The organism is Rothia sp. HMSC062F03 (assembly GCF_001836905.1).
Taxonomy (GTDB): domain Bacteria; phylum Actinomycetota; class Actinomycetes; order Actinomycetales; family Micrococcaceae; genus Rothia; species Rothia mucilaginosa_A.
Map to the genome: position 1 here is coordinate 44,460 of NZ_KV830892.1, position 23,908 is coordinate 68,367.

Annotated in this window: 18 protein-coding genes and 2 tRNA genes; 7 read left to right on the forward strand and 13 right to left on the reverse strand. The window is 62.8% G+C overall.

The genetic code is table 11. The features are described 5' to 3' along the window. Positions 1–45 precede the first annotated feature (45 nt). The 3 genes from HMPREF2674_RS09625 to HMPREF2674_RS06735 all read right to left on the reverse strand — a co-directional run bounded on the left by HMPREF2674_RS09625 (position 46) and on the right by HMPREF2674_RS06735 (position 3,483). Positions 46–1,794, reverse strand: a complete 1,749-nt coding sequence (locus HMPREF2674_RS09625) for an LPXTG cell wall anchor domain-containing protein (RefSeq protein WP_070825224.1) — start codon at positions 1,792–1,794, stop codon at positions 46–48. 426 nt (positions 1,795–2,220) lie between these two features. After that, a complete protein-coding gene (locus tag HMPREF2674_RS06730) occupies positions 2,221–3,021 on the reverse strand; it encodes an SDR family oxidoreductase (protein ID WP_070825226.1) in 801 nt (266 codons plus the stop codon). A 147-nt stretch (positions 3,022–3,168) separates the two neighbouring features. Beyond that, complete coding sequence (locus tag HMPREF2674_RS06735) at positions 3,169–3,483, reverse strand: hypothetical protein (RefSeq protein ID WP_049331327.1); 315 nt, start codon at positions 3,481–3,483, stop codon at positions 3,169–3,171. Positions 3,484–3,672: 189 nt separating this feature from the next. On the opposite strand from HMPREF2674_RS06735, the gene HMPREF2674_RS09310 reads away from it, so the two are divergent. From HMPREF2674_RS09310 to HMPREF2674_RS06750, 4 genes are all read left to right on the forward strand, one after another. Further along, on the forward strand, positions 3,673–3,945 hold the full coding sequence (locus HMPREF2674_RS09310; protein WP_141761815.1) for a hypothetical protein: 273 nt from the start codon (positions 3,673–3,675) through the stop codon (positions 3,943–3,945). 114 nt (positions 3,946–4,059) lie between these two features. Then, positions 4,060–6,792 (forward strand): valine--tRNA ligase, encoded by a 2,733-nt coding sequence (valS, locus tag HMPREF2674_RS06740; protein ID WP_070825228.1) that lies wholly within the window; start codon positions 4,060–4,062, stop codon positions 6,790–6,792. A 643-nt stretch (positions 6,793–7,435) separates the two neighbouring features. After that, positions 7,436–7,864: a hypothetical protein gene (locus tag HMPREF2674_RS06745; protein ID WP_049346474.1), complete on the forward strand. Its 429-nt coding sequence runs from the start codon at positions 7,436–7,438 to the stop codon at positions 7,862–7,864. A 245-nt stretch (positions 7,865–8,109) separates the two neighbouring features. Further along, on the forward strand, positions 8,110–9,516 hold the full coding sequence (locus HMPREF2674_RS06750) for an LssY C-terminal domain-containing protein (protein WP_371441258.1): 1,407 nt from the start codon (positions 8,110–8,112) through the stop codon (positions 9,514–9,516). Positions 9,517–9,653: 137 nt separating this feature from the next. Here HMPREF2674_RS06750 and HMPREF2674_RS06755 read toward each other — a convergent pair whose 3' ends face one another. From HMPREF2674_RS06755 to HMPREF2674_RS06780, 6 genes are all read right to left on the reverse strand, one after another. Further along, entirely contained in the window at positions 9,654–10,295 is a 642-nt protein-coding gene (locus HMPREF2674_RS06755; protein ID WP_070825231.1) for a DsbA family oxidoreductase, read from the reverse strand. 185 nt (positions 10,296–10,480) lie between these two features. After that, a complete protein-coding gene (gene clpX / locus HMPREF2674_RS06760; RefSeq protein WP_210400130.1) occupies positions 10,481–11,806 on the reverse strand; it encodes an ATP-dependent Clp protease ATP-binding subunit ClpX in 1,326 nt (441 codons plus the stop codon). A 489-nt stretch (positions 11,807–12,295) separates the two neighbouring features. Beyond that, a complete protein-coding gene (locus tag HMPREF2674_RS06765; protein WP_080974895.1) occupies positions 12,296–12,985 on the reverse strand; it encodes an ATP-dependent Clp protease proteolytic subunit in 690 nt (229 codons plus the stop codon). A 5-nt stretch (positions 12,986–12,990) separates the two neighbouring features. Next, positions 12,991–13,644 (reverse strand): ATP-dependent Clp protease proteolytic subunit, encoded by a 654-nt coding sequence (locus HMPREF2674_RS06770; RefSeq protein ID WP_049331339.1) that lies wholly within the window; start codon positions 13,642–13,644, stop codon positions 12,991–12,993. A 344-nt stretch (positions 13,645–13,988) separates the two neighbouring features. Further along, on the reverse strand, positions 13,989–15,290 hold the full coding sequence (tig, locus tag HMPREF2674_RS06775) for a trigger factor (RefSeq protein ID WP_049331341.1): 1,302 nt from the start codon (positions 15,288–15,290) through the stop codon (positions 13,989–13,991). 108 nt (positions 15,291–15,398) lie between these two features. Continuing rightward, positions 15,399–15,473 (reverse strand) — tRNA-Pro (locus tag HMPREF2674_RS06780). Positions 15,474–15,649: 176 nt separating this feature from the next. Between HMPREF2674_RS06780 and HMPREF2674_RS06785 the strand changes: the two genes are divergently transcribed. After that, a tRNA-Gly gene (locus tag HMPREF2674_RS06785) sits at positions 15,650–15,720 on the forward strand. A 264-nt stretch (positions 15,721–15,984) separates the two neighbouring features. Here HMPREF2674_RS06785 and HMPREF2674_RS06790 read toward each other — a convergent pair. Together HMPREF2674_RS06790 and HMPREF2674_RS06795 are read right to left on the reverse strand one after the other, a co-directional pair. After that, complete coding sequence (locus tag HMPREF2674_RS06790) at positions 15,985–16,869, reverse strand: Fpg/Nei family DNA glycosylase (RefSeq protein WP_070825235.1); 885 nt, start codon at positions 16,867–16,869, stop codon at positions 15,985–15,987. 118 nt (positions 16,870–16,987) lie between these two features. Next, a complete protein-coding gene (locus tag HMPREF2674_RS06795) occupies positions 16,988–17,479 on the reverse strand; it encodes a ribose-5-phosphate isomerase (RefSeq protein ID WP_070483988.1) in 492 nt (163 codons plus the stop codon). 403 nt (positions 17,480–17,882) lie between these two features. On the opposite strand from HMPREF2674_RS06795, the gene pepN reads away from it, so the two are divergent. After that, positions 17,883–20,432, forward strand: a complete 2,550-nt coding sequence (gene pepN / locus HMPREF2674_RS06800) for an aminopeptidase N (RefSeq protein ID WP_070825237.1) — start codon at positions 17,883–17,885, stop codon at positions 20,430–20,432. Positions 20,433–20,773: 341 nt separating this feature from the next. Then, positions 20,774–21,937, forward strand: coding sequence for a GDSL-type esterase/lipase family protein (locus HMPREF2674_RS06805; RefSeq protein WP_070825239.1), 1,164 nt, complete (start codon positions 20,774–20,776; stop codon positions 21,935–21,937). A 158-nt stretch (positions 21,938–22,095) separates the two neighbouring features. On the opposite strand, the gene HMPREF2674_RS06810 is transcribed toward HMPREF2674_RS06805, so the two are convergent. Further along, positions 22,096–22,698: a phosphatase domain-containing protein gene (locus tag HMPREF2674_RS06810; protein ID WP_070483980.1), complete on the reverse strand. Its 603-nt coding sequence runs from the start codon at positions 22,696–22,698 to the stop codon at positions 22,096–22,098. Positions 22,699–22,995: 297 nt separating this feature from the next. Continuing rightward, positions 22,996–23,850, reverse strand: a complete 855-nt coding sequence (locus HMPREF2674_RS06815; protein WP_070825241.1) for a DUF8185 domain-containing protein — start codon at positions 23,848–23,850, stop codon at positions 22,996–22,998. Positions 23,851–23,908: the final 58 nt, after the last annotated feature.

Below are 23,908 nucleotides of genomic sequence, written 5' to 3' on the forward strand. Positions count from 1 at the left end.
AAACCACGAGGACGTTTCATACGGCGTTACGCGAAAGGATCAACCCTAGAGGCTGCGGCGACGCAGAAGCATCAGCGCAGCACCGGCGATCAGCGCTGCGGCGCCGACACCGGCAATACCTGCGACACCTTCAGCGCCGGTGTGAGCCAGCTGCGGCTTCGAAGAGCTATCCGAAGTGGTGCGGCCGGCGGTATCGCGAGCGCTCACGGTGTGGCCACTCTGGGAAGAAGCGGTCACCGGGGTGTTACCAACCTTGGCCTTGGGAGCCTGCGAGGAGGGAACGCGAGTCTCGGTCACGGTCACGGAACCGTCCTCGCTCATTTCCGCGGTGAAGACGCTGGTGGTGCCGTCGCCGTTATCGCGAACGGTGGTGTTATCGTCGTTGCTTGCCGCGGGCACCGTGGGGGCCGGGTGGTCCGCATCGCTCACGGAGGCGGTGGTGACAGCCACCTGATGTACCAGGCCGTTCGGGTCGCTGGTAGCCACGAGCGCGTACACGTAGCCGGGCAGCAGACGATCGGCACGCACGGAAAGCTTAGCGGTGAAGGTGCCCTCCATAATCTCGGATGCGGGCACATCCTGAACGGCCAGAGCCTCACCGGTGATGTTGCCGTCGGCATCCAGGCGGTAGATGGCCACCTGCACGCCGCGGGAAGCAGATTCGTGGGTGAAGCCCGCGCCATTGACAGTCACCACGTTGTACTCGTCGTTCGGGTCCAGGCTTGCGCTCTCAGTGGTGAGGGTCGCGTTCTGGGGTTCAGGTACTGCCGGGGTTTCGGGAGCCGGAGTCTCGTCAGCCTTGGGAGTCTCTGCCTTGGGGGTTTCGGGGGCGGGAGTCTCGGGGGCGGGAGTCTCATCAGCCTTAGGGGTCTCCGGAGCCGGAGTCTCGGGAGCCGGGGTCTCATCAGCCTTGGGGGTTTCGGGAGCCGGAGTCTCGGGGGCCGGGGTCTCATCAGCCTTGGGGGTGTGATCACGCGGAGTGGTAGTCTCGGTTACCTTGAAGGAGGAAAGAGCCACCAGCTTCTCGGCGGGCTGAGCCTGGGGGTTACTGACAGCAACCAGAGCGTAGGATGCGCCGGCGGGAAGCTGAGCTGCGGGAACGCTGAGGGAAGCGTTGAATGAGCCGTCCTTGATCTGGCCAGCGTCAACGGTGATGGTTGCAATCGGTTCACCGGTAATCTGCTGGTTAGCGTCCAGAGCGTAGATGCTCACGTTAACAGAGGCACCCACCTTGGCCCCCTGGAAACCGGATGCACGAACCGTAATGGTATTGATGGTGGCGTCTGCGGGGAAGTCGGTTTCCTCAATCTCGATGGCGGGATTGGCCTGCTCGGTCTTGGGATCTGCCTTCGGGGTTTCCTCGGTCTTCGGTGCCTCGGTAGCAGCGGGGGCCGGTGCCTCAGCCTTGGGTGCTTCGGTAGCGGCCGGGGCCGGGGCCTCAGCCTTCGGTGCCTCGGTCTTCGGTGCTTCGGTAGCAGCGGGGGCCGGGGTCTCGGCCTTGGGTGCTTCGGTAGCAGCCGGGGCCGGGGTCTCAGCCTTGGGTGCTTCAGTCTTCGGAGCCTCGGTAGCAGCCGGCGCCGGAGCCTCAGCCTTCGGTGCTTCGGTAGAAGCCGGGGCCGGGGCAGTAACCTCTACGTTTACCTCACCGTTGGGGTGCTGCGTGACGGCAACAGTCGTACCGCTCTGGTCTGCGGGAGCCTCAGCCGCAAAGGTTGCCGGAATAGCGGCAACGGAGCCTGCGGTAAAGGCTGCCGCTGCTGCAATCTTGTAGACGCGACGGGTAGTCTTCGACATTGTTCCTCGATCTCTGAATCATCGGTGGTGAACCCCGGGAATATGCGCCCCCCTCTTCGAAGGCCATCGGGTGTTCAATATGGGTGTGATGCTAAAAGGCTAACATTCGCCCCTGTTCTTACCGGCACCCTATCGCATCCTCTATTCAAGTGTTATCAAATCGTTATAAAACACTCCCCTATAAAGAGGTTGCATACATACCAATTCGCTTACTCAAGTTCTCCGTATCAGGATATGACGATTCTTAAACTTCCCTTTTGCTGACGTTTAACGAACCTATGCATTATTCCGTGAGGAAAAACCTTATAACTACCTGAGAAAACCCCGCTTCGGGGAGTGAGCTTTCACCCATCCCCCAAACGGGGTTATGCGCGTATTATCCGCAGAACTTCTCAATGAGGGGTTGCAGAGAGGGCCGATGGCACGCTACCCCTCGGCGCGAATCACCTTGAATTGGCTGGCCTGAGCCACCGGGCGCAGGGTAACGCGGTCCAGGTTAACGTGGTGCGGAACGTTGAGCGCAAAGGTTACGGTCTGCGCTACGTCCTCGGCGGTAAGCGGATTCGGTACGCCCTCATACACGCGGTCGGCGGCCTCCTGCGAACCCAGGCGGTTCAGGGAAAACTCTTCGGTGTGCACCATGCCGGGGCAAATCTCGATGACGCGCACGTTATGTTCCGCCTCCTCCAGGCGGAGCGCCTCGGTCAAGCCGCGAGCGCCAAACTTTGCGGCGTTATACCCGGCGCCGCCCTCGTACCCATGCTCGGCAGCGGTGGAGGTCAGATTCAGAATCGTGCCGTGACCATTCTGGCGCAGTGCCCCGCTGAAGGCGCGGACCGTATTCAGGATTCCCAGCACGTTCATGCGGTACATCTGCAGGTAATCTTCGGGCTTACCCTCCGAGACGGGATCCAGGCCGATGGCTCCCCCGGCAATATTGACCAGGGCGTCAACGGTTCCCTGCTCACCCAGGATCTGCTCGGCGGCAAAAGCAACGGCGGTCTCGTTGGTTACGTCGCAGGTGACCGGATGCGCCCCGGTCTCCTGCTGCAGGGTGTAAAGACGGTCGGTGCGGCGAGCCAGAGCGTACACCGTCCACCCGGTGGCAACCAGCTGATGCACGGTAGCTCGACCAATTCCGCTGGACGCGCCGGTCACCACGGCCACTTTGCCGTCTCCGGCCCAGGAGCGAAAGGGAGATGGAGGAATGTAAGTGTTCTTAGTCATATCTTTATCCTAATAAAACGATGCCCGGTCGTGCTCCACAACGAAACACACCGGGCATACATTTTTTGGTTTTTTCGGTTTTTACGGCTCAAGGTTTTCACAGCTCAAGGTTTTCACGGCTCAAAAGAACCTCGTCGCCCCCCCCGATTACTTGCGGCGACGGGGAAGACCCCAGCGGCTACGGCCACCATCGCGGTAGCCGAGGCGGTGCTCAAAGTACACGGGCGAGCTACTACCGGTCTTCACGGTGTCCGGGGGAACCGTCCCCTCGCGTGCAGACATAAGATAGAGAATCGCGGCACCCGGCACGAAAGCGATAATGGGAAGAACGAAGCGCATGCGCGCCTCCCCATAGCCGCTTCGCAAGCTAAGGTGCCCGATGCATGCCGCCACCAGTACCACCTGAATCAGTAGAACGGCGGTCTCGAAAGCACCCAAACCAAAGAAACTAAACGTACTCATCAATGCCTCCTCAGGATTGGTACTATTTCAGTCTACGCCCCCGAATGATGCCTGCATAGGGTCGAGTCACGTGTTGAAATGATCCGCGGAACACATTTACCTTCGGGTATTAATGACCTATTCCTGTAGCATTTCCGAGCAGCGCTTCCGAGGCTTCTCCCCCGCCACCCCCCTATCTACCGCACCACCGTGAAATCTCAACGCCACCGCATCACCGACCTCCGAACCCGCCGCCGAGAATTACAGCAGCGAGCCGCCACGTACCGAGCTTCCACAGGGACCCCCTACCCCATCGAGGTACATCTACTCCTGGGGCAGACCTACCTGGACCCCGCCTCCTGGGATGAGCTCATCCACTCCCGCGGACCCGCCGTTGCCCTGCGCCGCGCACGTTTCGCCCCGCGATACGACCGGCTTCTGCGCCGCCTCGAAGAAGCCATCACCCGCTACGAACGCCCCTGACAACCCCTCGAAGCACCCCGCGAACGGCCATCGAGGCCGTGACTCACCACATCCTCGGCGCACGGCCGGCGCTGAAAGCTGAGAGAATGCCGTGAATATGAGAAAATAGCCCTTATGGCTGAAAACATTTTGGGCTCAGACTCGCCCGTACAGATTAACGTTCCCGACCGCCCCGCCCTCGAAGGCCTCGAAGAGAAGCTCTCGAAGCGCTGGGCCGATGAGAAGACCTACGCATTCGACGAGAACACCACTCGCGAGCAGGTCTACTCCATCGACACCCCGCCGCCGACCGCATCCGGCTCCCTGCACGTGGGTCACATGTTCTCATACACCCAGACCGACGTCATTGCACGCTACCAGCGCATGACCGGCAAGAACGTGTTCTACCCCCTCGGCTGGGACGACAACGGTCTGCCCACCGAACGCCGCGTTCAGAACTACTACGGCGTTCTCTGCGACCCCTCCGTGCCCGACAACGATTCCTTCCGCGACCTAATCACCTGGAAGGCAGACGGCACCCCCAAGCCTGACCGCAGCCAGGCAAAGTGGCCGCGCATCTCCCGCAACAACTTCATCGAGCTCTGCGAAGAACTCGCGGTTGAGGACGAGAAGGTCTTCGAGAACCTCTTCACCACCCTGGGTCTGTCCGTGGACTGGTCGCGCACCTACCGCACCATCGACGCACACTCCCGCAAGGTTTCCCAGCTCGCCTTCCTGAAGGACCTGGAAGCAGGCAACGCCTACATGGCAGAGGCCCCCACCATGTGGGACGTCACCTTCCGCACCGCGGTCGCCCAGGCCGAGCTGGAAGACAAGGAACGTCCCGGCGCGTACCACCGCATCAGCTTCCACCGCCCCAACGGCGAGAAGGTCTGGATCGAGACCACCCGCCCCGAGCTGCTGCCCTCCTGCGTGGCCCTCGTGGCACACCCCGACGACGAGCGCTACCAGTCGCTCTTCGGCACCACCGTCACCTCCCCGCTGTTCGGCGTTGAGGTCGAAATCAAGGCTCACCCGCTGGCACAGCCCGACAAGGGCGCCGGTATCGCCATGATTTGTACCTTCGGTGACACCACCGACGTCACCTGGTGGCGCGAGCTGCAGCTGGATACCCGCGCACTCATCGGCCGCGACGGCCGCTTCTCCCGCGAGGTTCCCGAGTGGATTACCTCCGCTGAGGGCCGCGAGCGCTACGAGCGCATGGCAGGCACCACCGTCTTCACCGCGCAGAAGACCGTCGTGGAGATGCTGGTTGAGGCCGGCGAAATGGACGGCGACCCCAAGCCGATTACCCACCCGGTGAAGTTCTACGAAAAGGGCGACAAGCCCCTCGAGATCGTCGCATCGCGCCAGTGGTACATCCGCAACGGTGGCCGCGACGCCGACCGCCGCGAGAAGCTCATCGAGCGCGGCCGCGAGATCAACTGGCACCCCTCCTTCATGCGTAGCCGCTACGAGAACTGGGTTGAGGGTCTGAACGGCGACTGGCTGATTTCTCGCCAGCGCTTCTTCGGTGTTCCCTTCCCCGTCTGGTACCCGCTGGACGCCGAGGGCGAGCCCGACTACGAGAACCCGATTCTGCCTACCGAGGATATGCTCCCGGTGGACCCCGCCTCGCAGACCGCTCCCGGTTACACCGAGGATCAGCGCGGCGTGGCCGGCGGCTTCGTGGCCGACCCGGATGTTCTGGACACCTGGGCCACCTCCTCCCTGACCCCGCAGATTGCGACCGGTTGGGGCGTGAACCCGGACCTGCACGCAAAGACCTTCCCCATGGATCTGCGCCCGCAGGGTCACGACATCATCCGCACCTGGCTGTTCTCCACCGCCGTGCGTTCCGAGACTCTGGCCTCCTCCGTACCGTGGTACAACACCGCGCTTTCCGGTTGGATTCTCGACCCGGACCGCAAGAAGATGTCCAAGTCCAAGGGCAACGTCGTGGTTCCGAACGAGGTTCTGGAGAAGTACGGTTCGGATGCTGTGCGCTACTGGGCGGCTTCCGCTCGCCTGGGTGCCGACACCGCCTACGACGAGGGTCAGATGAAGATTGGCCGCCGCCTGGCCATCAAGCTGCTCAACGCCTCCAAGTTCGTGCTGAACCTGGGTGCAACCGAGAAGTCCGTCATCACCTCGCAGGCTCAGGGTCGCGTGCTCATCAACGCCCTGGATCGCTCCCTGCTGGCTCGCCTGGCGTACCTGATTGAAGAGGCAACCGCCGCCTTCGAGAAGTACGAGTACGCTCGTGCCCTGCAGATTTGCGAGAGCTTCTTCTGGTCCTTCACCGACGACTTCGTCGAGCTGATTAAGGACCGTGCCTACGGTGCTCGCGGCGAGCAGGAGCAGGCTTCGGTTCTGGCCGCTCTGGCCACCACCCTGGACGCTCTGCTGCGCCTGTTCGCGCCCTTCCTGCCCTTCGTGACCGAAGAGATTTGGTCCTGGTGGCGTGCGGGTAGCGTGCACCGCGCCGAGTGGCCGCAGGCGCTGCCCATCCTGGAGGGCACCCTGCTAGCTGAGTACTCTGCACAGAACCCGACCGCCGGCATTTCGGCCCAGTGGGTCCTGGCTGATGCCAACCCGGCTCAGATTGACTCGCTCAAGCAGATCCTGCCGGATGTTGCTGAGGCCCTGGGCGGCCTGCGCAAGGCAAAGAGCGACGCGAAGGTCAAGCAGCGCACCGAGGTTGAGTCCGCTACCATCGCGGCTCCGCAGGCGCAGCTGGACCGCATCGAGGCCGGCCTGGGCGACCTGAAGGCCGCCGGTAACGCACGCGAGCTCTCCCTGGTGGCAGCTGAGGGCGAGCTGGAGGTTCGCGATGTGGTGCTCGTGGTGGAGGAAGCCGCCGAGTAGGCGATGCATCCGCGATTCGTCGTCGCTTGTTGCGCAACGCTCAGCCTGCGCGGAGACGCGGATCCTTCTAAGCACCGATGGTGAATAACGCGAGGCGGGGAGGTACCGTAATTTCGGTACCTCCCCGCCTCGCTTATCTACACTCCGTGCAACTCCGGTGGGCACCGATGCCAGCGGAGCCCCTATTGCTCTATTCTTTTCTTTCAGCCGAAAGGAAATTTGTTATTTTTTCATGCATAAAATCTCGTTCTCAACGACCACTCGCAATGCAGGCCTTCCGGCTCCGTGCGCCTCAGCTATAACACCCCCGAATCCCCCGCCGAATCCCCTGGACCTGGGGATTTATCTCCCAGATAACCCTTCTCCCCTCCCTATTATGTGGGGTTGAAACCCTCTCATTGCAGATTATTGCGTTTGTGTGCATATTTTTTGGGTCCCCTAACCGCTAATCAACCTTATTAGATTGACGGTCACTTTTTTGTATGATGGTTTGCGAGGGTTCCCCTCAATTCACTTCACTTCAGCGAGCGCACGCCACCGGTACGAGCCAATAAGCCGACCAGCCACACCACTACCCACCGCCGGGGTGCGATGTCGCATCCCGACCCTACCCGCGCGCCATGGATGGCGCGTACGACCGCTCATGATTCCCCATTCAGCATCAGAACACACCCCTGCGAGGCAGGCGAACTACTCCGCCCCCTCACCCGCGAGGCAGAGCTCTCCCACCCCGGTAACGGCTGACGCCCCCTCAACCGACACCCCGAGCCAGGACCAGCTCCAGCGCTACCTCTCCGTCCTCGGCGAATACATCCGCCAGGCACGCGAACACGCTCAGACGCTCCACGATTCTTACACCAACGAGGTCTATGAGCTCTGGCACGAACACATCACCTACTCCGCCGCCGCTGATGAGGCCAGTATCTCCTCCGGTGCTCTGAACGCAGCCGAGCTGGAGGAGCTAACTCGCAAGTGGGTGCGCCTCATGCGTGAGGGTCGAGACATGCTGCACCACGAGACAACCATTGCCGCAGACCGGGCAATTGTGCAGGACGGCTTCCCCCTCAACTAGCCCCCCCAGAAAAGACCTCGGGCCATTCTCCTCCGTGGGCCTTCCGCGACCGGGGCTCCCGCGCAACGAGCTTTTGGTATAGTTTTCTGGCACCAGTTCAGCGCACAGAAAGGGCGGGAATGTCCCACCAAAAACGCGTCCTGCGGCCTATACGTAGCGATGTCGCTCCCCCAGTTACCTCGCCACCGGTCTACCGTGGTGATATTGACGCGCGCGGCACGGCGCAAAACCTCGTCCCACGCAGCTTGTGGGTCGATTTCTGGGACACTCTCTTCTTCATCTTTGCCGGTGTGGCCTCCGTCGTGCTGACCTTCATGATTCTGGCGAATACGGTTGGCCATTCTTTCTGGGGTTTCCCCATTGCCTTCATTTTCTGGGCAGTCACCGCGTACCTGACGCTACCGCGTTTTCATGCGATCATGACCCGCATATACGTGCCCGACTACTTTATTGGGCGCACCCGCACCCCGGACGGTCGGCTCGGTGACCCGGTCAATATCGGTCTGATTGGTACCGAGGAGCAGATTCATCAGGTCATGCAGGACGCCGGCTGGACCCGCGCTGAGAACGTCACCCTCGTCTCCTCCTGGAAGATTATTATCTCCACCATCACCCGCCGTTCCTACGCGGAGGCGCCCGTCTCCCCGCTGAAAATTTTTGGTAAGACGCAGGCTTTCGCCTACCAGAAGGAAGTGGACGGCAACCCCGAGAAACGCCACCACGTGCGCTTCTGGAAAACCCCGGACGGCTGGCTTCTGCCTGGCGGTCACCAGGTGGATTGGTTAGCGGCGGGCACCTACGACTCCGGGGTGGGTTTCAGCTTCTTCACCCTGCAGGTCACGCACCGCATTGACGGTGAAACCGACTTTGAACGCGACTACATTGTGGAGTCCATTCAGTACGCTCACCCGGAAACTCACGTTGAGATTCTGCACGATTTCTCCTCCGGCTACCACGCCCGTAACGGCGGTGGCGACGCGATCCGCACGGACGGCGCGCTCCCGGTCATCGTGCTGAACAATGAAGGACTGGAGCCGCAGGAGCAGGAAGAAATTCACCTCTCCAGCGCGCACGACCTGGCGTACCGCATGCCGCTGAGTCTGCTGGTCGGTTCGGGTATGCTCATCGCCGTGACCCTCGCAGACATTATCAACAGCGTCATTCTGGCGCTCAGCCGCCCGGCTCTGCGTGCCAAGCTCCTGGAGGAAGGATCCGGCGACGATCTTGATTTGCTGAGCCTATTCGATCAGGTGGATAGCGACGTGCTGCTGACCATCACCAGCGCGGTGTTGGTGGGCTTCGTAGCCGTCTATTCTGCGGTCCACCTGTTCCTGCTGTGGAGCACGCTGCGCGGCTCGTCGAAGGCTCGCCGACTGGCTCTGCTGTTGACTGCGCTGAACTTCGCGGCGATTACCGGCGGCGTGCTGTGGGGGCACCAATCCCTGCCGCTGTCCACGATTTTCTTCCAGCTGGGCGTGGCGGTGTTCGCAATGTTGGCGTTCACCTCGGACGCGGCGGTCCAGTACACGGCAACCCGCACCTTCCACATGCGCGATACGAAGATTATGCAGCGCGCAACGCACCCGAAGGTTCTGGAGCGCAGGGCTAAGCGCAAGGCGCAGAAAGCACGAAAGACGGCTTCTGAAAACTGAAGCCGCCAAGCCTGACCCGCATCCGGCAATTCGGCACCGTTAGACAGAAAGTACCGCCCGGTCAATAACATGACCGGGCGGTACTTTTTTGCTCTGCAGCCGCAGACTCTACCGAGCCTGCGCGCATTGCAGGGTTCTTAGGCTTCGCCGTCCTCGCCGTGGAAAATCGGGCCCACGGTGCGGGGGCGCTTCAGCTCGAAGAAGCCGGGGTAGGAAGCCAGCGCCAGGGCGCCGTCGAAGAGCTTACCCGCCTCTTCGCCAGCGGGGCTCGGGGAGATCACCGGGCCGAAGAAGGCGGTACCGTTGATGGAAATCAGCGGAACACCGATGTCGGTGCCACCCACGGTCTTCAGGGCGAGGTCCAGGGAAGCGCGCATCTGCTCGTCGTACTTGTCGGTGAAGGCCACATCCGCCAGCTCTTCGGGCAGGTTGACCTCCGCCAGGGCCTTGACGATAGCGTCGCGGTAGGAATCGGCCTTGTTGCCGTTGTGGTGAATCTGCTCGCCCAGGGCGTCGTAGAGGGGCTTGATAACCTCGTTACCGTGCAGCTCACGCACGGCGGTGATGAGTCGGGTCGGGGCCCACGACTGGTCCATCATCGCCTGGTAGTCGGCGGGCAGCTCGCGGCCCTGATTGTGCATGGACAGGGAGAAGGGACGCCAGGTCACCTCAATATTACGGACTTTCTGCACCTCGCCAATCCAACGGGAGGTAATCCAGCACCAGGGGCAAATCGGATCGAACCAGAAATCAACCTGTGCGGGGGCGTTCTCAGCCATGGGTATTCCTCTCTTGTACGGATGCGCGTACCGCCCGTGCAGCCCGGCACCCTGTGTTCACCTTTAATATCTGCACCAGCCAAGCCCGCGGTTTCTGAGCGCGGCACCTGCTAGTGAGCCGTCACCCCGTATAACCGGGGCGACGGCTTCTTTATTCCCTAGCCTGTTCGGCTGGAAGTATTCGGTTATGCCGCCTGACGGTCCGCGGCCTTCAGGGAGGCGGTCTTCGCCTCCCCCTTCACGGTGCGGGTGGTCTCGGTTCCCGGATCGGGGGCCTGCAGTACGTAGCGGGGCTCCGCGCCGTTGAGTACGGTGTCCTCACCGATGACGATGGATACCACGTCGGTGCGGTCCGGAATCTCGAACATGACCGGTTGCAGGATCTGCTCCATCATGGAGCGCAGGCCGCGGGCACCGGTGCCGCGCTCGGCGGCAAGGCGGGCAATAGCTGCGATTGCCGCATCGTCAATAATCAGTTCCACGCCGTCCAGGGCGAAGAGGTGACGGTACTGCTTGAGCAGTGCGTTCTTCGGTTCGGTCAGCACTCGAGCCAGCTCTTCTTCGTTGAGCTCGCTCAGGGTCGAGATGACCGGCAGGCGGCCAATCAGCTCGGGGATGATGCCGTAGTGGGCCAGGTCCTCGGGCATAATCTGCTCGAGAGGGTCCCTCACCGTACCGCCCAGGTCGGCACCGAAACCGATGCCGCCGGCACCCACGCGGGCCGCGATGCGGTCGTCAATATTGTCGAAGGCACCAGCCACGATGAAGAGAATATTTGAGGTATCTATCTCAATATTCGCGTGAGCCGGGTGCTTGCGTCCGCCCTCCGGCGGGACGGTTGCCACGGTGCCCTCAATAATCTTCAGCAGCGCCTGTTGCACGCCCTCACCGGACACGTCGCGGGTGATGGAGAGGTTCTCGCCACCCTTGCGAGCAATCTTGTCAATCTCGTCGATGTAGATGATGCCGCGCTGAGCCTTCGCCACGTCACCGTCGGCGGCGTTGATGAGGCGCAGCAGAATATTCTCCACATCGTCACCCACGTAACCGGCCTCGGTGAGGGTGGTTGCGTCGACCAGGGCGAAGGGCACATCCAGCTTCTTCGCCAGGGTTGCCGCCAGGTAGGTTTTGCCGCAGCCGGTCGGGCCGAGCATCAGAATATTGGACTTGCCCAGCTCCACCTGCTCCCCCGCCGTCGCCGAGAGCGTGCGGGAGGTCAGTACCGGGTTGTCCAGGTCGTGAATACGCTTGTAGTGGTTGTACACCGCCACCGCCAGGGTGCGCTTCGCGGCGTCCTGACCGATGACGTAGTCGTTGAGGTGGTTGTAAATCTCGCGCGGGGTGGCTAGTTGCTTGGGGGATGCGGGGGCCACCGGAGCGTTTGCCTTCAGACGCTCGTCGGCCAGGATCTCTTCGCAGAGCTCCACACATTCATCGCAGATGGAGACATTCGGCCCGAGCACAATCTTGAATACTTGTGCACGCGTCTTCTTGCAGAAGGAGCACCGCATGCTGGCGTTGGGCGGCTCGGGGGGCAAAGTAATGTCTGTTGCCACGAGAATCCCCTTTCATTCGTGTGGTCGTCTCTCGGAGCGGCGCGCGGAGGGGCCGGGCGCTCTTCACGGTGAGAGATGATCTCTACCTCTCTAGGCTACCGGAGTTCACCCCGGAACTCAGAATTACGACCCCCGAAGAAGACAGTCGGTCCCCATATGACGAACCGGGTCAAATATGACGTTTAGGGGCGTTCCTTGACCGACCCCGTTGCGCGGGGGTTTCGGCGGGGCTAGAGGAGCCGCTCAACGGCTTAAAAGCATCCCCGTGTTACGTTGCGGCATCCGTCATAATGCGTCGCATAAAGCTAAGGGACGGAACGGTTCCCGAAACCCCCGCGCCTGCACGGCGCTAGGGTTTCGGGAACCGTTCCGTCCCTCTCTCACAGCGGTTACCGTTCATCGCGCCCGATACTCGCTCGGCGAGCCATCGAACCCGGCGGCGGCTTAGGTGTGGGAAATAGCGGTGTTGGTCGCGGGCTTGCGCAGCTTACGAGACTCCAGGACCTTGTCGACCAGGCCGTACTCCAGCGCATCGGCGGCGGTCAGAATGTTGTCACGCTCGATGGAGCGGTCAACTTCCTCGTAGGTCTTGCCCGAGTGCAGTGCCAGGGTCTGGGCGGTCCACTCGCGCATACGCATAACCTCGTTCGCGTGAATCTCGATGTCGGAGGCCTGACCACCCTGCTGGCCGCTTAGAGCCGGCTGGTGAATCAGCACGCGAGCGTTCGGCAGTGCCAGACGCTTGCCGGGGGTGCCGGCAGCCAGCAGCACGGCTGCAGCCGAAGCCGCCTGGCCCAGGCACACGGTCTGAATCTCGGGGCGGATGAACTGCATCGTGTCGTAGATGGCGGTCATCGCGGTGAAGGAGCCGCCGGGCGAGTTGATGTACAGGGTGATGTCACGCTCGGGGTCCTGCGCCTCCAGCACGAGCAGCTGAGCCATGATGTCGTCTGCAGAGGCGTCGTCCACCTGGGTGCCCAGGAAGATGATGCGGTCCTCGAACAGCTTGGCGTACGGGTCCTGACGCTTGTAGCCGTAGGGGGTGCGCTCCTCGAAGCTGGGGAGCACGTAGCGGTTGCTCGGCATAGCCGGCGCCGAGGTGGTGATATCGTTCGGCAGGTAGTTCATGTGCATCTCCCTTATGCGTTCTTCGACTCGGGCAGCTTACCGGCGGTGGTGGCAATGTGATCGAAGAAGCCGTATTCCAGGCCTTCTTCCGCGTTGAACCAGTTATCGCGGTCGTTGTCCTTCAGGATGGTTTCCAGGCTCTTACCGGTGCGCTCCGCGGTAATCTCTGCCAGGCGCTTCTTCATGTCCAGGATCAGCTCGGCCTGGGTGCGAATGTCGGACGCGGTACCGCCGATGCCGCCGAGGGGCTGGTGCATCAGGATGCGGGCGTTCGGGGTTGCGTAGCGCTTGCCGATGGTGCCCGCGGTGAGCAGGAACTGACCCATGGAGGCCGCCATACCGGTCACCACGGTCACCACGTCGTTCGGGATGAGCTGCATGGTGTCGTAGATTGCCATACCGGCGGTCACGGAGCCGCCGGGCGAGTTGATGTACAGGTAGATGTCCGCCTCGGGGTCCTCCGCCGAGAGCAGCAGCATCTGCGAGCAGATGAGGTTAGCGTTCGAGTCGCGCACCTCGGAGCCGAGCCAGATGATGCGCTCCTTCAGGAGGCTGTTGTACACGTAATCTTCCTGGGCGCCAACGATGGGGGTTGCCATCGACGGCGAGGGCGCCACGCCGGCCGCCTGGGAGGCGCCGATGGGCAGAGGCATGTAGCTGGACATTCTTCCTCTTCTTCTCTTAGGGACTTCGCGGCATCTTTGCGCACAGTGCGCGCCGAAGCGCACGCGAAAAGTTTCGTTGCTACTACCTTACCGATAGTTGCCTCTCCCCCGCTCCCCGCGCGTCGCCCGTTCGCCAGGGGGTGAAGCTCACACCTGCCGGGACGGTAACCGGCCCGCCCCGAGGCCGCTCGCGGGAAGCACACGATTGCGGGGCAGGCGCAGAAACGCCTCGGCGGGCACCCACCGAAACCGGTGAGCACCCGCCGAGGCGATGCGATATGCGCGCCAACGCGCCCGCGGAGGCTACCCCGCAAGCACCACGCGCAAGCTATTCGTGGGAGGGATTAGGCAGCTGCCTCTTCACCCTGGCCCAGGAACTTGGATAGGTCAACGGTGTTGCCCTTGGAGTCCTTGACCACTGCGGTCTTCAGGACCTCAGCCAGAGCCTTGGAACGGCGAACCTCGCCGACCAGTGCGCCAGCCTGGCCGGAACCGTCCAGCATCTGTGCGAACTGGTTCGGATCCATACCGTACTGAGAGCTCATGGTGATGATGTAGTTAATCATCTCGGCCTGGTCGACGGTCACTTCCAGAGCGTCGGCGAGGGCGTCCAGAACCATCTCGTTCTTGAAGGCGGTCTCGGTGTTCTCGCGAACCTCGGCGCGGTGCTCCTCGGTGTCGTGGCCGGGCTCAGCGTTGGGAGCGTTGAAGTGCTGCTCCAGCTGATCCTCGATGACCTTCTCGGGGACGGGGACCTCGACCAGCTCAACGAGCTTGGTCAGGACCTTGTCGCGCGCCTGGGTGCCCTGCTCGGCAACCTTAGCCTCGGCAACCTGCTTCTTGATGTCTTCCTTCAGCTCTTCGATGGTGTCGAACTCGGAAGCCAGCTGTGCGAACTCGTCGTCAGCCTCGGGCAGCTCGCGCTCCTTGACAGCGGTCAGCTTGACCTTGATGACGGCTTCCTCGCCGGCGTGCTCGCCGCCGGAGAGCTTGGTCTCGAAGGTTGCGTCCTCGCCAGCGGACAGGCCGGTCAGGGCCTCGTCGATGCCCTCGAGCATGGTGCCGGAACCGATCTGGTAGGACAGGTCGTTAGCTGCGTCCACCTGCTCGCCGTCGATCTCTGCGGCGATGTCGATGGTCACGAAGTCCTTGTCGGCGGCGGGGCGCTCGACGGTCTTCAGGGTGCCGAAGCGCTCGCGCAGAGCGTCCAGTGCCTGAACCTCGTCCTCGGGGGTCACCTCGACCTCGTCCACCTCAACCTCGATGCCCTCGTAGTTGGGCAGCTCGATCTCGGGGCGGACGGTCACGGTGATGGTCAGCTTGATGTCAGCTTCGCGGTCCTCGGTGGTGGGCTGGGACTGAACGTCCAGCTCGGGCTGTGCCAGGGGGGAGAGGTCGTTCTCGCCCAGTGCCTGTGCGTAGTAGTCGTTCAGGGCGTCGTTGAGGGATGCCTCAACGATGTAGTCGAAGCCCGCGCGCTGCTCGATGAGCTGCTTGGGCAGCTTGCCCTTGCGGAAGCCGGGAACGCTAATCTGGCCAGCCAGGTTCTTGTAGGTGCGGTCCAGGTAGGGCTTGAATTCTACGAAGGGAACCTCGACCTCAATCTTTGCGAGGGTCGGGTTGAGCTTCTCGACGGCGGTCTTCACGTCCGTGATCTCCTCATATCGTTCGGTACGGCACGGGTCTCGGGCGTGCCGCTGTTGCTTAGTGGAAAGAGCGCCACGACCCTGTAGCGTCGCGGCAACCGTTTCACGTCGGGGCGACAGGATTCGAACCTGCGATCTCCTGCTCCCAAAGCAGGCGCGTTAGCCAAGCTACGCCACGCCCCGTGAAACTAACCGCGTTAAACACCGGAGCGTTTAACACAGTCAATGCCCTAGTTTACCTGTTTTCCCGCTAAATGCCCAACAGAACGGCGGATGCGGGCGCGGGTTCAAGCAACAACTCTCCCGCCCCGGGTTTGACAGGCTCCACCCCACACCGATACTATGGTCAGGTTCCATGCGGGGATGTAGCTTAATGGTAAAGCCTCAGTCTTCCAAACTGATTACGCGGGTTCGATTCCCGTCATCCCCTCGAGGTTTAGGGTCTCGACGCTTTCGCGTCGAGGCCCTTTTCTTTTTCCCTCGAGGGGATGACGGGAATCCCTTCCGCATGCGGATTTGTTTCCTCGCGCGCTCGGAATCCGCACGCTCCAGCTCGTCATCCCCTCGAGAACCATCCTGAACGAATCGTGGGAACCGCTTCCACATGCGGATTTGTTTCCTCGCGCGCTCGGAGCCTCCGAGAACCTTCTCAGGGGCTCGATATATTCAGACATTAGCGCTGGCAGCACAGAATTTAGACCTGACAGCCGGGGCACCAGTAGAGCTTGCGGCCGGCGATTTCTTCCATGCGGATGGTGGTGCCGCATCGCGGGCACGCCTCGCCCTGGTGCTTGTACACGTAGTTCGCGTGCTCGGGCCAGGCCTCGGTCTCAGGAATACCGGGGCGATCTTCGGGCTCGGTGGTGATGATGCGTCCGACGCGCACGCCAATGACCAGCAGGCGCTTGTTATCCTCCCAGAGGCGCTTGAGCTCGTCATCGCTCAGGCTCTTGCCGGGGCGCAGCGGGTCAATCTTCTGGCGGTACAGCGATTCTGCACGGAAGATATTGCCCACGCCCGAGATGGCGGCCTGGTCCATGAGAATCACGCCGATGGGGCGTGAACTCTTGCGGGCCGCGCGGTAGAAGCGTTCGGGGTCGGCGTCAGAGTTGAGCGGGTCCGGGCCCAGCTTGGAGCGGACGGTGCGCACCTCCTCCGGGGTGAGCACGCGGCAGATGGTGGGCCCAACCAGGTCGGCCCAGCCGTGCTCCGAAACGATGCGGCAACGCACGGTGCTCTTCGGTTCGGGAGGGCCGGCGTAGGGCTGCTCCTCCCCCGCCGCGTATTCCTTCTCGCCGATCTTGCGGGGCGCGCCGATGCTCGAGGCGCCCGTGAACGTCTCGTCGCCCCCGAAGGTCCAGTTGCCGTAGATGCCCAGGTGCACGTTCAGGGTCAGCTCGTTATCGAAGGTGACGAACAGGTGCTTGCCGTGCGCGTAGGCACCGGTGATGACGTGCCCGTCCAACAGGGCCGCCCCATCAGTGAAGCGCTCCTGCGGGGAGCTGACGCGCACGCGCTCGCCGGTGAACACGTCGCTCATCTGGCGGGCGATGCGGTGAATAGAGTGGCCTTCAGGCACGGGTCCCCCTCGAAAACTCGTCGGCTAGAAATAGCGCGGGTATAAACAGTACGGATTATCTGGAGTGCAGAAACGACTGAGGCGCATAGCCTGCACTATGCGCCTCAGATTTTAGAGCCTAGGCAGCGTCAATCTGCTTGCCGGCAATCGCGCCGGTCTGCTCGTACTCGGCCAGCTGGCCGATGCGGCGTGCGTGACGCTCCTCGTTGGTCCAGGGGGTAACCAGGAAGACCTTGATGATTTCCAGTGCTTCTTCCTTGCTGTGCTGGCGGCCGCCCACAGCAACGACCTGCGCGTTGTTGTGCTCGCGGGCCAAGGCCGCGGTGTCGTGGTTCCAGGCCAGGGCCGCGCGGATGCCCTCCACCTTGTTGGCGGCCATCTGCTCGCCGTTACCGCTGCCGCCCAGCACGATGCCGAGAGAGTCCAGGCCGGCCTCACGGTCGCGCTTCACGCCCAGGGCGGCGTTAATGCAGAACGAGGGGTAGTCGTCCAGCGGGTCGTAGTCGGCGGGGCCGTGGTCAATCATCTCGTAGCCCTCGGCGGTGAGGGACTCGATCAGGTAGTGGCTCAGTTCGAGGCCTGCGTGGTCGGTTGCGATGTGTACGCGCATGGTGCTCTCCTGGTGTGGTGTTGCGTGCGGCTCGGGGCGGCAATGGCCGGGCCGAGGCACGCCTCGCATCCTCAATTGGGATGTTTTCCCCCGGTTCGGTTCGGGGTTTCTCTTAGTCTGTACCTACTAACTGTAGCGAATTCGCGCGGGTTCGGGTAATGGGGAGCCGCACCCGCCCCGCCCGCATACGGTAAACTGTGGGATATGGCACTTTGCGGTGTCCCGATGCGTAGCGCCCGCGAGAAAACACCACCCGCAGCGCTCAGACGCAACCGGCAAGCCCCGACAGCATTGAGCGAGTCCAACGGCGCGGCGGATGCGCACGCCCGAGCACCGCGTCGGCGTGTCAGGACGGCACGCCGCGCCACCGTCCGCCGTGTCACTTCTATGGAGAGGGAATCCAATGCCCGGCCTAAACCTAACCCGCGATGAGGCGATTGAGCGCGCATCCATTATCAAGCGCGTTCACTCTTACCATATCTTCCTCGACCTGCGCACCGATCAGGATGTCTTCGCCTCGAACGTTGAGATCCGCTTCGACGCTCAGGAAGGTGCCTCGACCTTTATCGATGCCATCACCTCCTCGGTCAAGTCTATTAACCTCAATGGCGAAGAGCTCAGCACCGACCTGGCTGACGGCGAGCGCATCCAGCTGCCGAACCTGGCCGCCGAGAACGTTCTGAAGATCGAAGCCGAGATGTTCTACACCAACACCGGTGAGGGTCTGCACCGCTTCGTGGACCCCGCCGACGGCGAGATTTACCTGTACTCCCAGTTTGAGGTGCCGGACTCCCGCCGCGTGTTCCCCGTCTTCGAGCAGCCCGATCTGAAGGCCACCTTCGAGTTTGAGGTGCGCGTACCCTCGCACTGGGTGGTTGTGTCGAACCAGCCCGAGGTGAAGGTTGAGCCGAAGGACTGCGGTTGCGGCCGCGCCAACACCTGGTACTTCAAGCCGACCCCGCGCATGTCCTCGTACATCACCGCAATCGTGGCCGGCCCCTACGAGAAGATCACCAGCGAGCTGACTAACTCCGAGGGTCGCGTGATTCCGCTGGGCGTGTACGCCCGTAAGTCCCTCATGCCCTTCGTTGATGCCGAGGACATGTTTGAGCTGACCCGCCAGGGCTTCGAGTTCTACGAGGAGCAGTTCAAGACCCCCTACCCCTTCGAGAAGTACGACCAGCTGTTCGTGCCCGAATTCAACGCCGGCGCGATGGAGAACGCGGGCTGCGTGACCTACCTGGAGACCTACGTCTTCCGCTCCAAGGTTGCGGAGGCTCTGCGTGAGCGCCGCGCCATCACCGTTCTGCACGAGCTGGCCCACATGTGGTTCGGCGACCTGGTCACCATGAAATGGTGGAACGACCTGTGGCTGAACGAGTCCTTCGCGGAGTTCATGTCTACCCTGGCCGCCGCGGAGAACACCCGCTATGCCAAGGAGGCGTGGGCTACCTTCTCCGCTTCGGAGAAGACCTGGGCCTACCGCCAGGACCAGCTGTCCTCGACCCACCCGATTGTGGCCGAGATTCGCGACCTCGCCGACGTTCAGGTGAACTTCGACGGCATCACCTACGCAAAGGGTGCCTCGGTGCTGCGTCAGATGGTGGCTTGGGTTGGTCAGGAGAACTTCATGGCCGCCCTGAAGGTGTACTTCGATAAGCACAGCTGGGGCAACACCGTTCTGGATGACCTGCTGGTGGAGCTGGAGCGCACCTCCGGCCGTGACGTGCGCGCCTGGAGCGCTAAGTGGCTTGAGACCGCCGGCGTGAACACTCTCGCCGTTGAGGTTGAGAACGACGAGGCGGGCAACATTTCGAATCTGGGTATTCGCCAGTCCTACGCTGAGGGCTTCGAGACCCTGCGCCCGCACCGCGCCGTGATTGGTTTCTACAACCTGGTGGACGGCAAGCTGACCCGCACCGACCGCATCGAGCTGGACATTGACGGCGAGCTGACCGTGGTCGAGGAGGCTATCGGCAAGAAGCGCCCCGACCTGCTGCTGCTGAACGATGAGGACCTGGCCTACGCCAAGATTCGCCTGGACGAGCGCTCCATCGAGACCGCTATCAAGCACCTGGGCGACATCGATTCCTCCGTGGCTCGTGGCGTGGTCTGGGGTTCGCTCTGGGACACCGTGCGCGATGCCCAGATGCCGGCCCGCAAGTACGTTGACCTGGTGCTGAACAACATCGGTAAGGAGACCAACTCCACCGCTCTGCGCACCCAGATTAACAACCTGTCCGCTACCCTGCACTCCTTCGTGGCCCCCGAGGCTCGCGAGGAGACCCGCCACCGCGCGGCCGACCGCCTCTGGGAGCTGGCCAAGGCCGCTGAGCCCGACTCGGATGCTCAGCTGCAGCTGCTGCAGGCGTTCATCAACCAGACCCGCACCGAGGAGCAGTACGACAACGTGCAGCGCCTCTTCGAGGGCGAACTGACCCTTGAGGGCCTGGACATTGACGCCGACCTGCGCTGGAACCTGGTGTGCCGACTGGCAACCGGTGGCCGTTTCTCCGCCGAGCAGATTGCCGAGGAGCTGGAGAACGACAACACCGCAAACGGTCAGCAGTACGCCGCCCAGGCATACGCATCGATTCCGACCGCCGAGGCTAAGGCCGAGTACTGGAACAAGATCATGGTGACCGGCGAGCTGTCGAACATGATTCAGCGTTACGCTATTTCCGGTTTCAAGTCCGGCAAGCCCGAGCTGATTGCCCAGTACGATGAGCCGTACTTCGAGCAGATTGAGGGCATCTGGCGTTCGCGTTCGCACGAGATTTCCATGCAGATTATTGGTGGCATGTACCCGAGCGTGCCGACCGCTGAGCTGCTCGAGCGTACCGAGGCGTACCTGGCTTCCCTGCCCGAGGATGCCGCCGCACTGTACCGTCAGATTGCGGAGGCGCGCGACGGCGTGGCTCGTGCACTGAAGGTTCAGGCCGCCGATATCTAGTCGTGTTGCTTTAGGCATCAACCCGTTGGCACGGCGGTGCGCGTGAGCGGCTCCCCGAGTCGCTCGGTGCACGCCGCACCCGAGACACCCCCTCTCCCCCCAGGCATCCGCACGATGCCGGGGCGGAGGGGGTGTTTCCGTGCCCGAGATATGCCCGAGAGAGCGTCGGCTCCCGGCACCGAGCCGGGAAACGGGGCGGGGCCGATTGGATTCGGATCGGGAAGGAGCCGAAACCGGGGCACACAAATTATCGGCACTCGGGTGCATATTTTTCAGTGTTTTTGCTTAAACCCCTCGGAAAAGCTCTCCACTTGGGGTTGAACCTACCGTACACTGTAGGTATGTCTTCTACCCGGCCCCATTTCAAACGCGTCACCACGGTAGGCGCCGTCCTCGGCGTCTTCGCATTAGGTTCCCTCGGCCTCTACGCCGTCGAGGGCTCCAGCGCCCCCAACGCATCCGCGGCCACCGCCCAGGCGCTCAACCCGGAATCCCCGGTCGTCGCCTCGACGGACCCGGTGGCAAGCCCCACCGAGAGCCCCTCGGCGGAACCCACCCCCGAAACCGTGGCGCAGCAGATGGACCGGGTCGCGCAGGAGGCCTTCGGGGCGGAGGGCGCGCACCCGGTGGGCGAGGTGCAGAAGCCCTTTACTACCTCCCAGGATGCCGCCGACGTCACGGTGCAGCAGTACCAGGGCGGCGTGGTCATGCATACCGCAGCCCATGGCGCGGTGGCCATGCACTCCGGCGTCTACGCGCACTGGTGGAAGCAGCGCGAGTACAGCGATTTTGCCGGCCTCGAGGGGCTGCCGACCGGCTGGCGCTCCGAGAGCGGAATCATCTACACGACTTTCGAGAAGGCCGAACTCTACTGGGACACCGCGATGAACGTGCCCCGAAGCACCACGACTCTGGGCGCGCAGGACGCCCTCGTCATCGGTGATTCGCAGGTTCTGCCGACCTCGTGGGTTGGCCTGGGCCTTTCCGAGGCGGGCTTCACCTCCCACATGTTCCGGTGCGGCGGCGTTGGCTTCGTGGCCTCCCGCCCCGGCGCCTGCCCCTCCTACTACCAGGGCGTAATGGAGAGCGTCTGGGCCCTGCCCGGCGGCGCCCCCGGCGTGATTTACCTGGATGCGTCCGGCAACGACATGTACGTCGACGAGGATGAGGCGAAGGCTACGGAGCAGACGCAGGACCGCCAGACACGGGTCATCCAGCAGCTGCAACGCATGTACCCCTCCTCGAAGATTGTGCTCGGCGGCGTGGTGTCGATGAGCGAGTCCGCCGCGCCCGATCCGCAGAAGGCCCACAAGCGTCACACGGCCAACGAGGCGGCGAAGGTCGTGGCTCAGCAGACCGGCGTGCTCTTCATGGACACCTCGGACTGGCTGACCCTGTACCTGGCCGAGGGTGATATGGCCGACGGCCTGCACCTGAAGGACGAAACGCAGTACAAGATGGCGGCCCCCTTCGCCGCGCGGATACGCGAGTTGCTGGCTTCCTAACCCCGCATCTTCTTTTGCATAGCGTGAGGCGCCGGAAAGAACCTATCTTTCCGGCGCCTCACGCTACGGTCAATGATTGGGAGGGTTCATGCAGGGCTCGTCAGGAGCCGCCCTCCGATGCGTCCGGGTTATGGCCGAGACCTATAAACCGAGGAGGTCTACGCAGCCAGGCGCTGGTCCTTCTGTGCCTCGGCGCGTTCGTGGGCGCGCACGCCGTCGGCCAGGCGGCGCTGCTGGCGCTCGCGGGCGGCCTGCTTCTCACGCTGTTCGGCGGCCCAGGCGACGGGGTCGATGCCCACGGGCTCGTAATGCCACTCGCCCACGTAGTCGCGAATCGGGGCCACCCAGGTCACGGGGATGCCTCGGCGCAGGTACACCTCGTGCTCGTTATCTTCAAAGGCGTGGATGATGCGGTGGCCGTCTGCCTCCAGGGAATCCAGGATGGAGCTCTTCCAGGCGGCGGTGTCGGACTGGTCGCGGCCGGGCTTGGCAATCACGTACTTGGGGTTGATGTCGGCGCGGGCGATGAACTCGTTCAGTTCCTTCATGTAGGTGCCGTCGCGGCCGGTAATCACGGCAATCTGAGCGCCGGTCTGTTCAGCCATATCGCGTACGCTATCGGCCACCTCAACGTTCACGGTGGCGTGGCGGATGGCCTTGAAAAAGCGGCGGTAGCTGGTGAAGAAACCGCTCAGATACTTGTCCATCTGGTCTCGGTTGCTGGCAAGAGTGCCGTCGATATCGACTGCAATCAGGTCCATGAGGGGTCTCACTTTCAACCCGCGCGGGAGGATGCGCCCGGTGACGGCGCGGCGGAAGATTCCCGTGCGGTGTGGCTGGTTTATCGGTGCGTTTGCCACACCCCGGTGTGGGTGTAGCCTTTCTAGATTACCTCTTTCCGTAAAGTTTTGTCTCGTCAGCGGTCATATATTAAGCCGTGCTGATCGCTTTTTGGACGCATCTCACCCCCTTGCAGACCGGGGTCCGCGAGGGGGGTGAAGGACAGAAGCGGGCGCTACGGGCCCGAATACGACGATTATGCGCCCTAGAGCGAGGAACTAGAGCAGGGAACCGGAGCCGCGGCGCACCAGCACCATGCCGGCCGGTGCCACGATGCGCAGCCACTCGTCCGAGCCCACGCGGGCGGCGAAGACGGGAAGCTCACCGGTAAAGCCCTCGGGGATGAAACCGTACACGCGCAGGGCAAAGGCGGCACCGGTGGGAACCTGCACGCCGTCAAAGGCAGGCAGGTACTCCAGCACCATGGGCGAGGACCAGATACGAGAGCGTACCGTCGTCAGAACCGCAGCCCCCGGGTTCTCGGGCAGGGCGCGGTCCACGGCCTCCAGGCCCTCGGCGGTGGCTCGGGCAAACTCCTCGACCGGCACGGTGCCCACCTCGGACCAGCCGCGCACGGGGGTTGCCTTACCGGTCCAGCCGGCGTTGACGGTCACCGGGGGCATGTAGAGCACGAGCTCGGGGTTCTGCTGCCCCTCGACGCTCTGCTGCTCGGCTCCCTGCTGTTCGGCCTGCTTCTGCAGCCGAGCCAGACGTTCCTGCAGGGCCTGGGCCTGGACCGTCATGTCCAGGGTGGATTCGGCGGCGAGGTGCAGGGCGCGCATCCCCATGATGACGGGTGCGGTCGAGGAAGCGTCCTCGGGCTCCAGGGAGCAGGCGAAGACGGCCAGCACGCGGCCGCGCGCAGTCAGGCGGATAGCGGCGTCCGGGTTCACCGCCAGGGCGCGAGAAATGTAGGTGGCAAGGTCCTTGACCGCTGCGGCACCCTGCGCTCCGCCGGGCAGAATCAGGTAGGGCTCCTCCACGCCTTCGTGGGGGTTGTACTTGAGCTCGATGGGGGCGCGGGTGCCGTCTTCAGCGGCGGGTGCGGGGTTCTTCTCGGACGGGGTGCTCATCGTAGCTCCTTGGGTTATTCTCTATCTCTTCGCTCCGAGGCGGTCGGTGCAGGCCGCG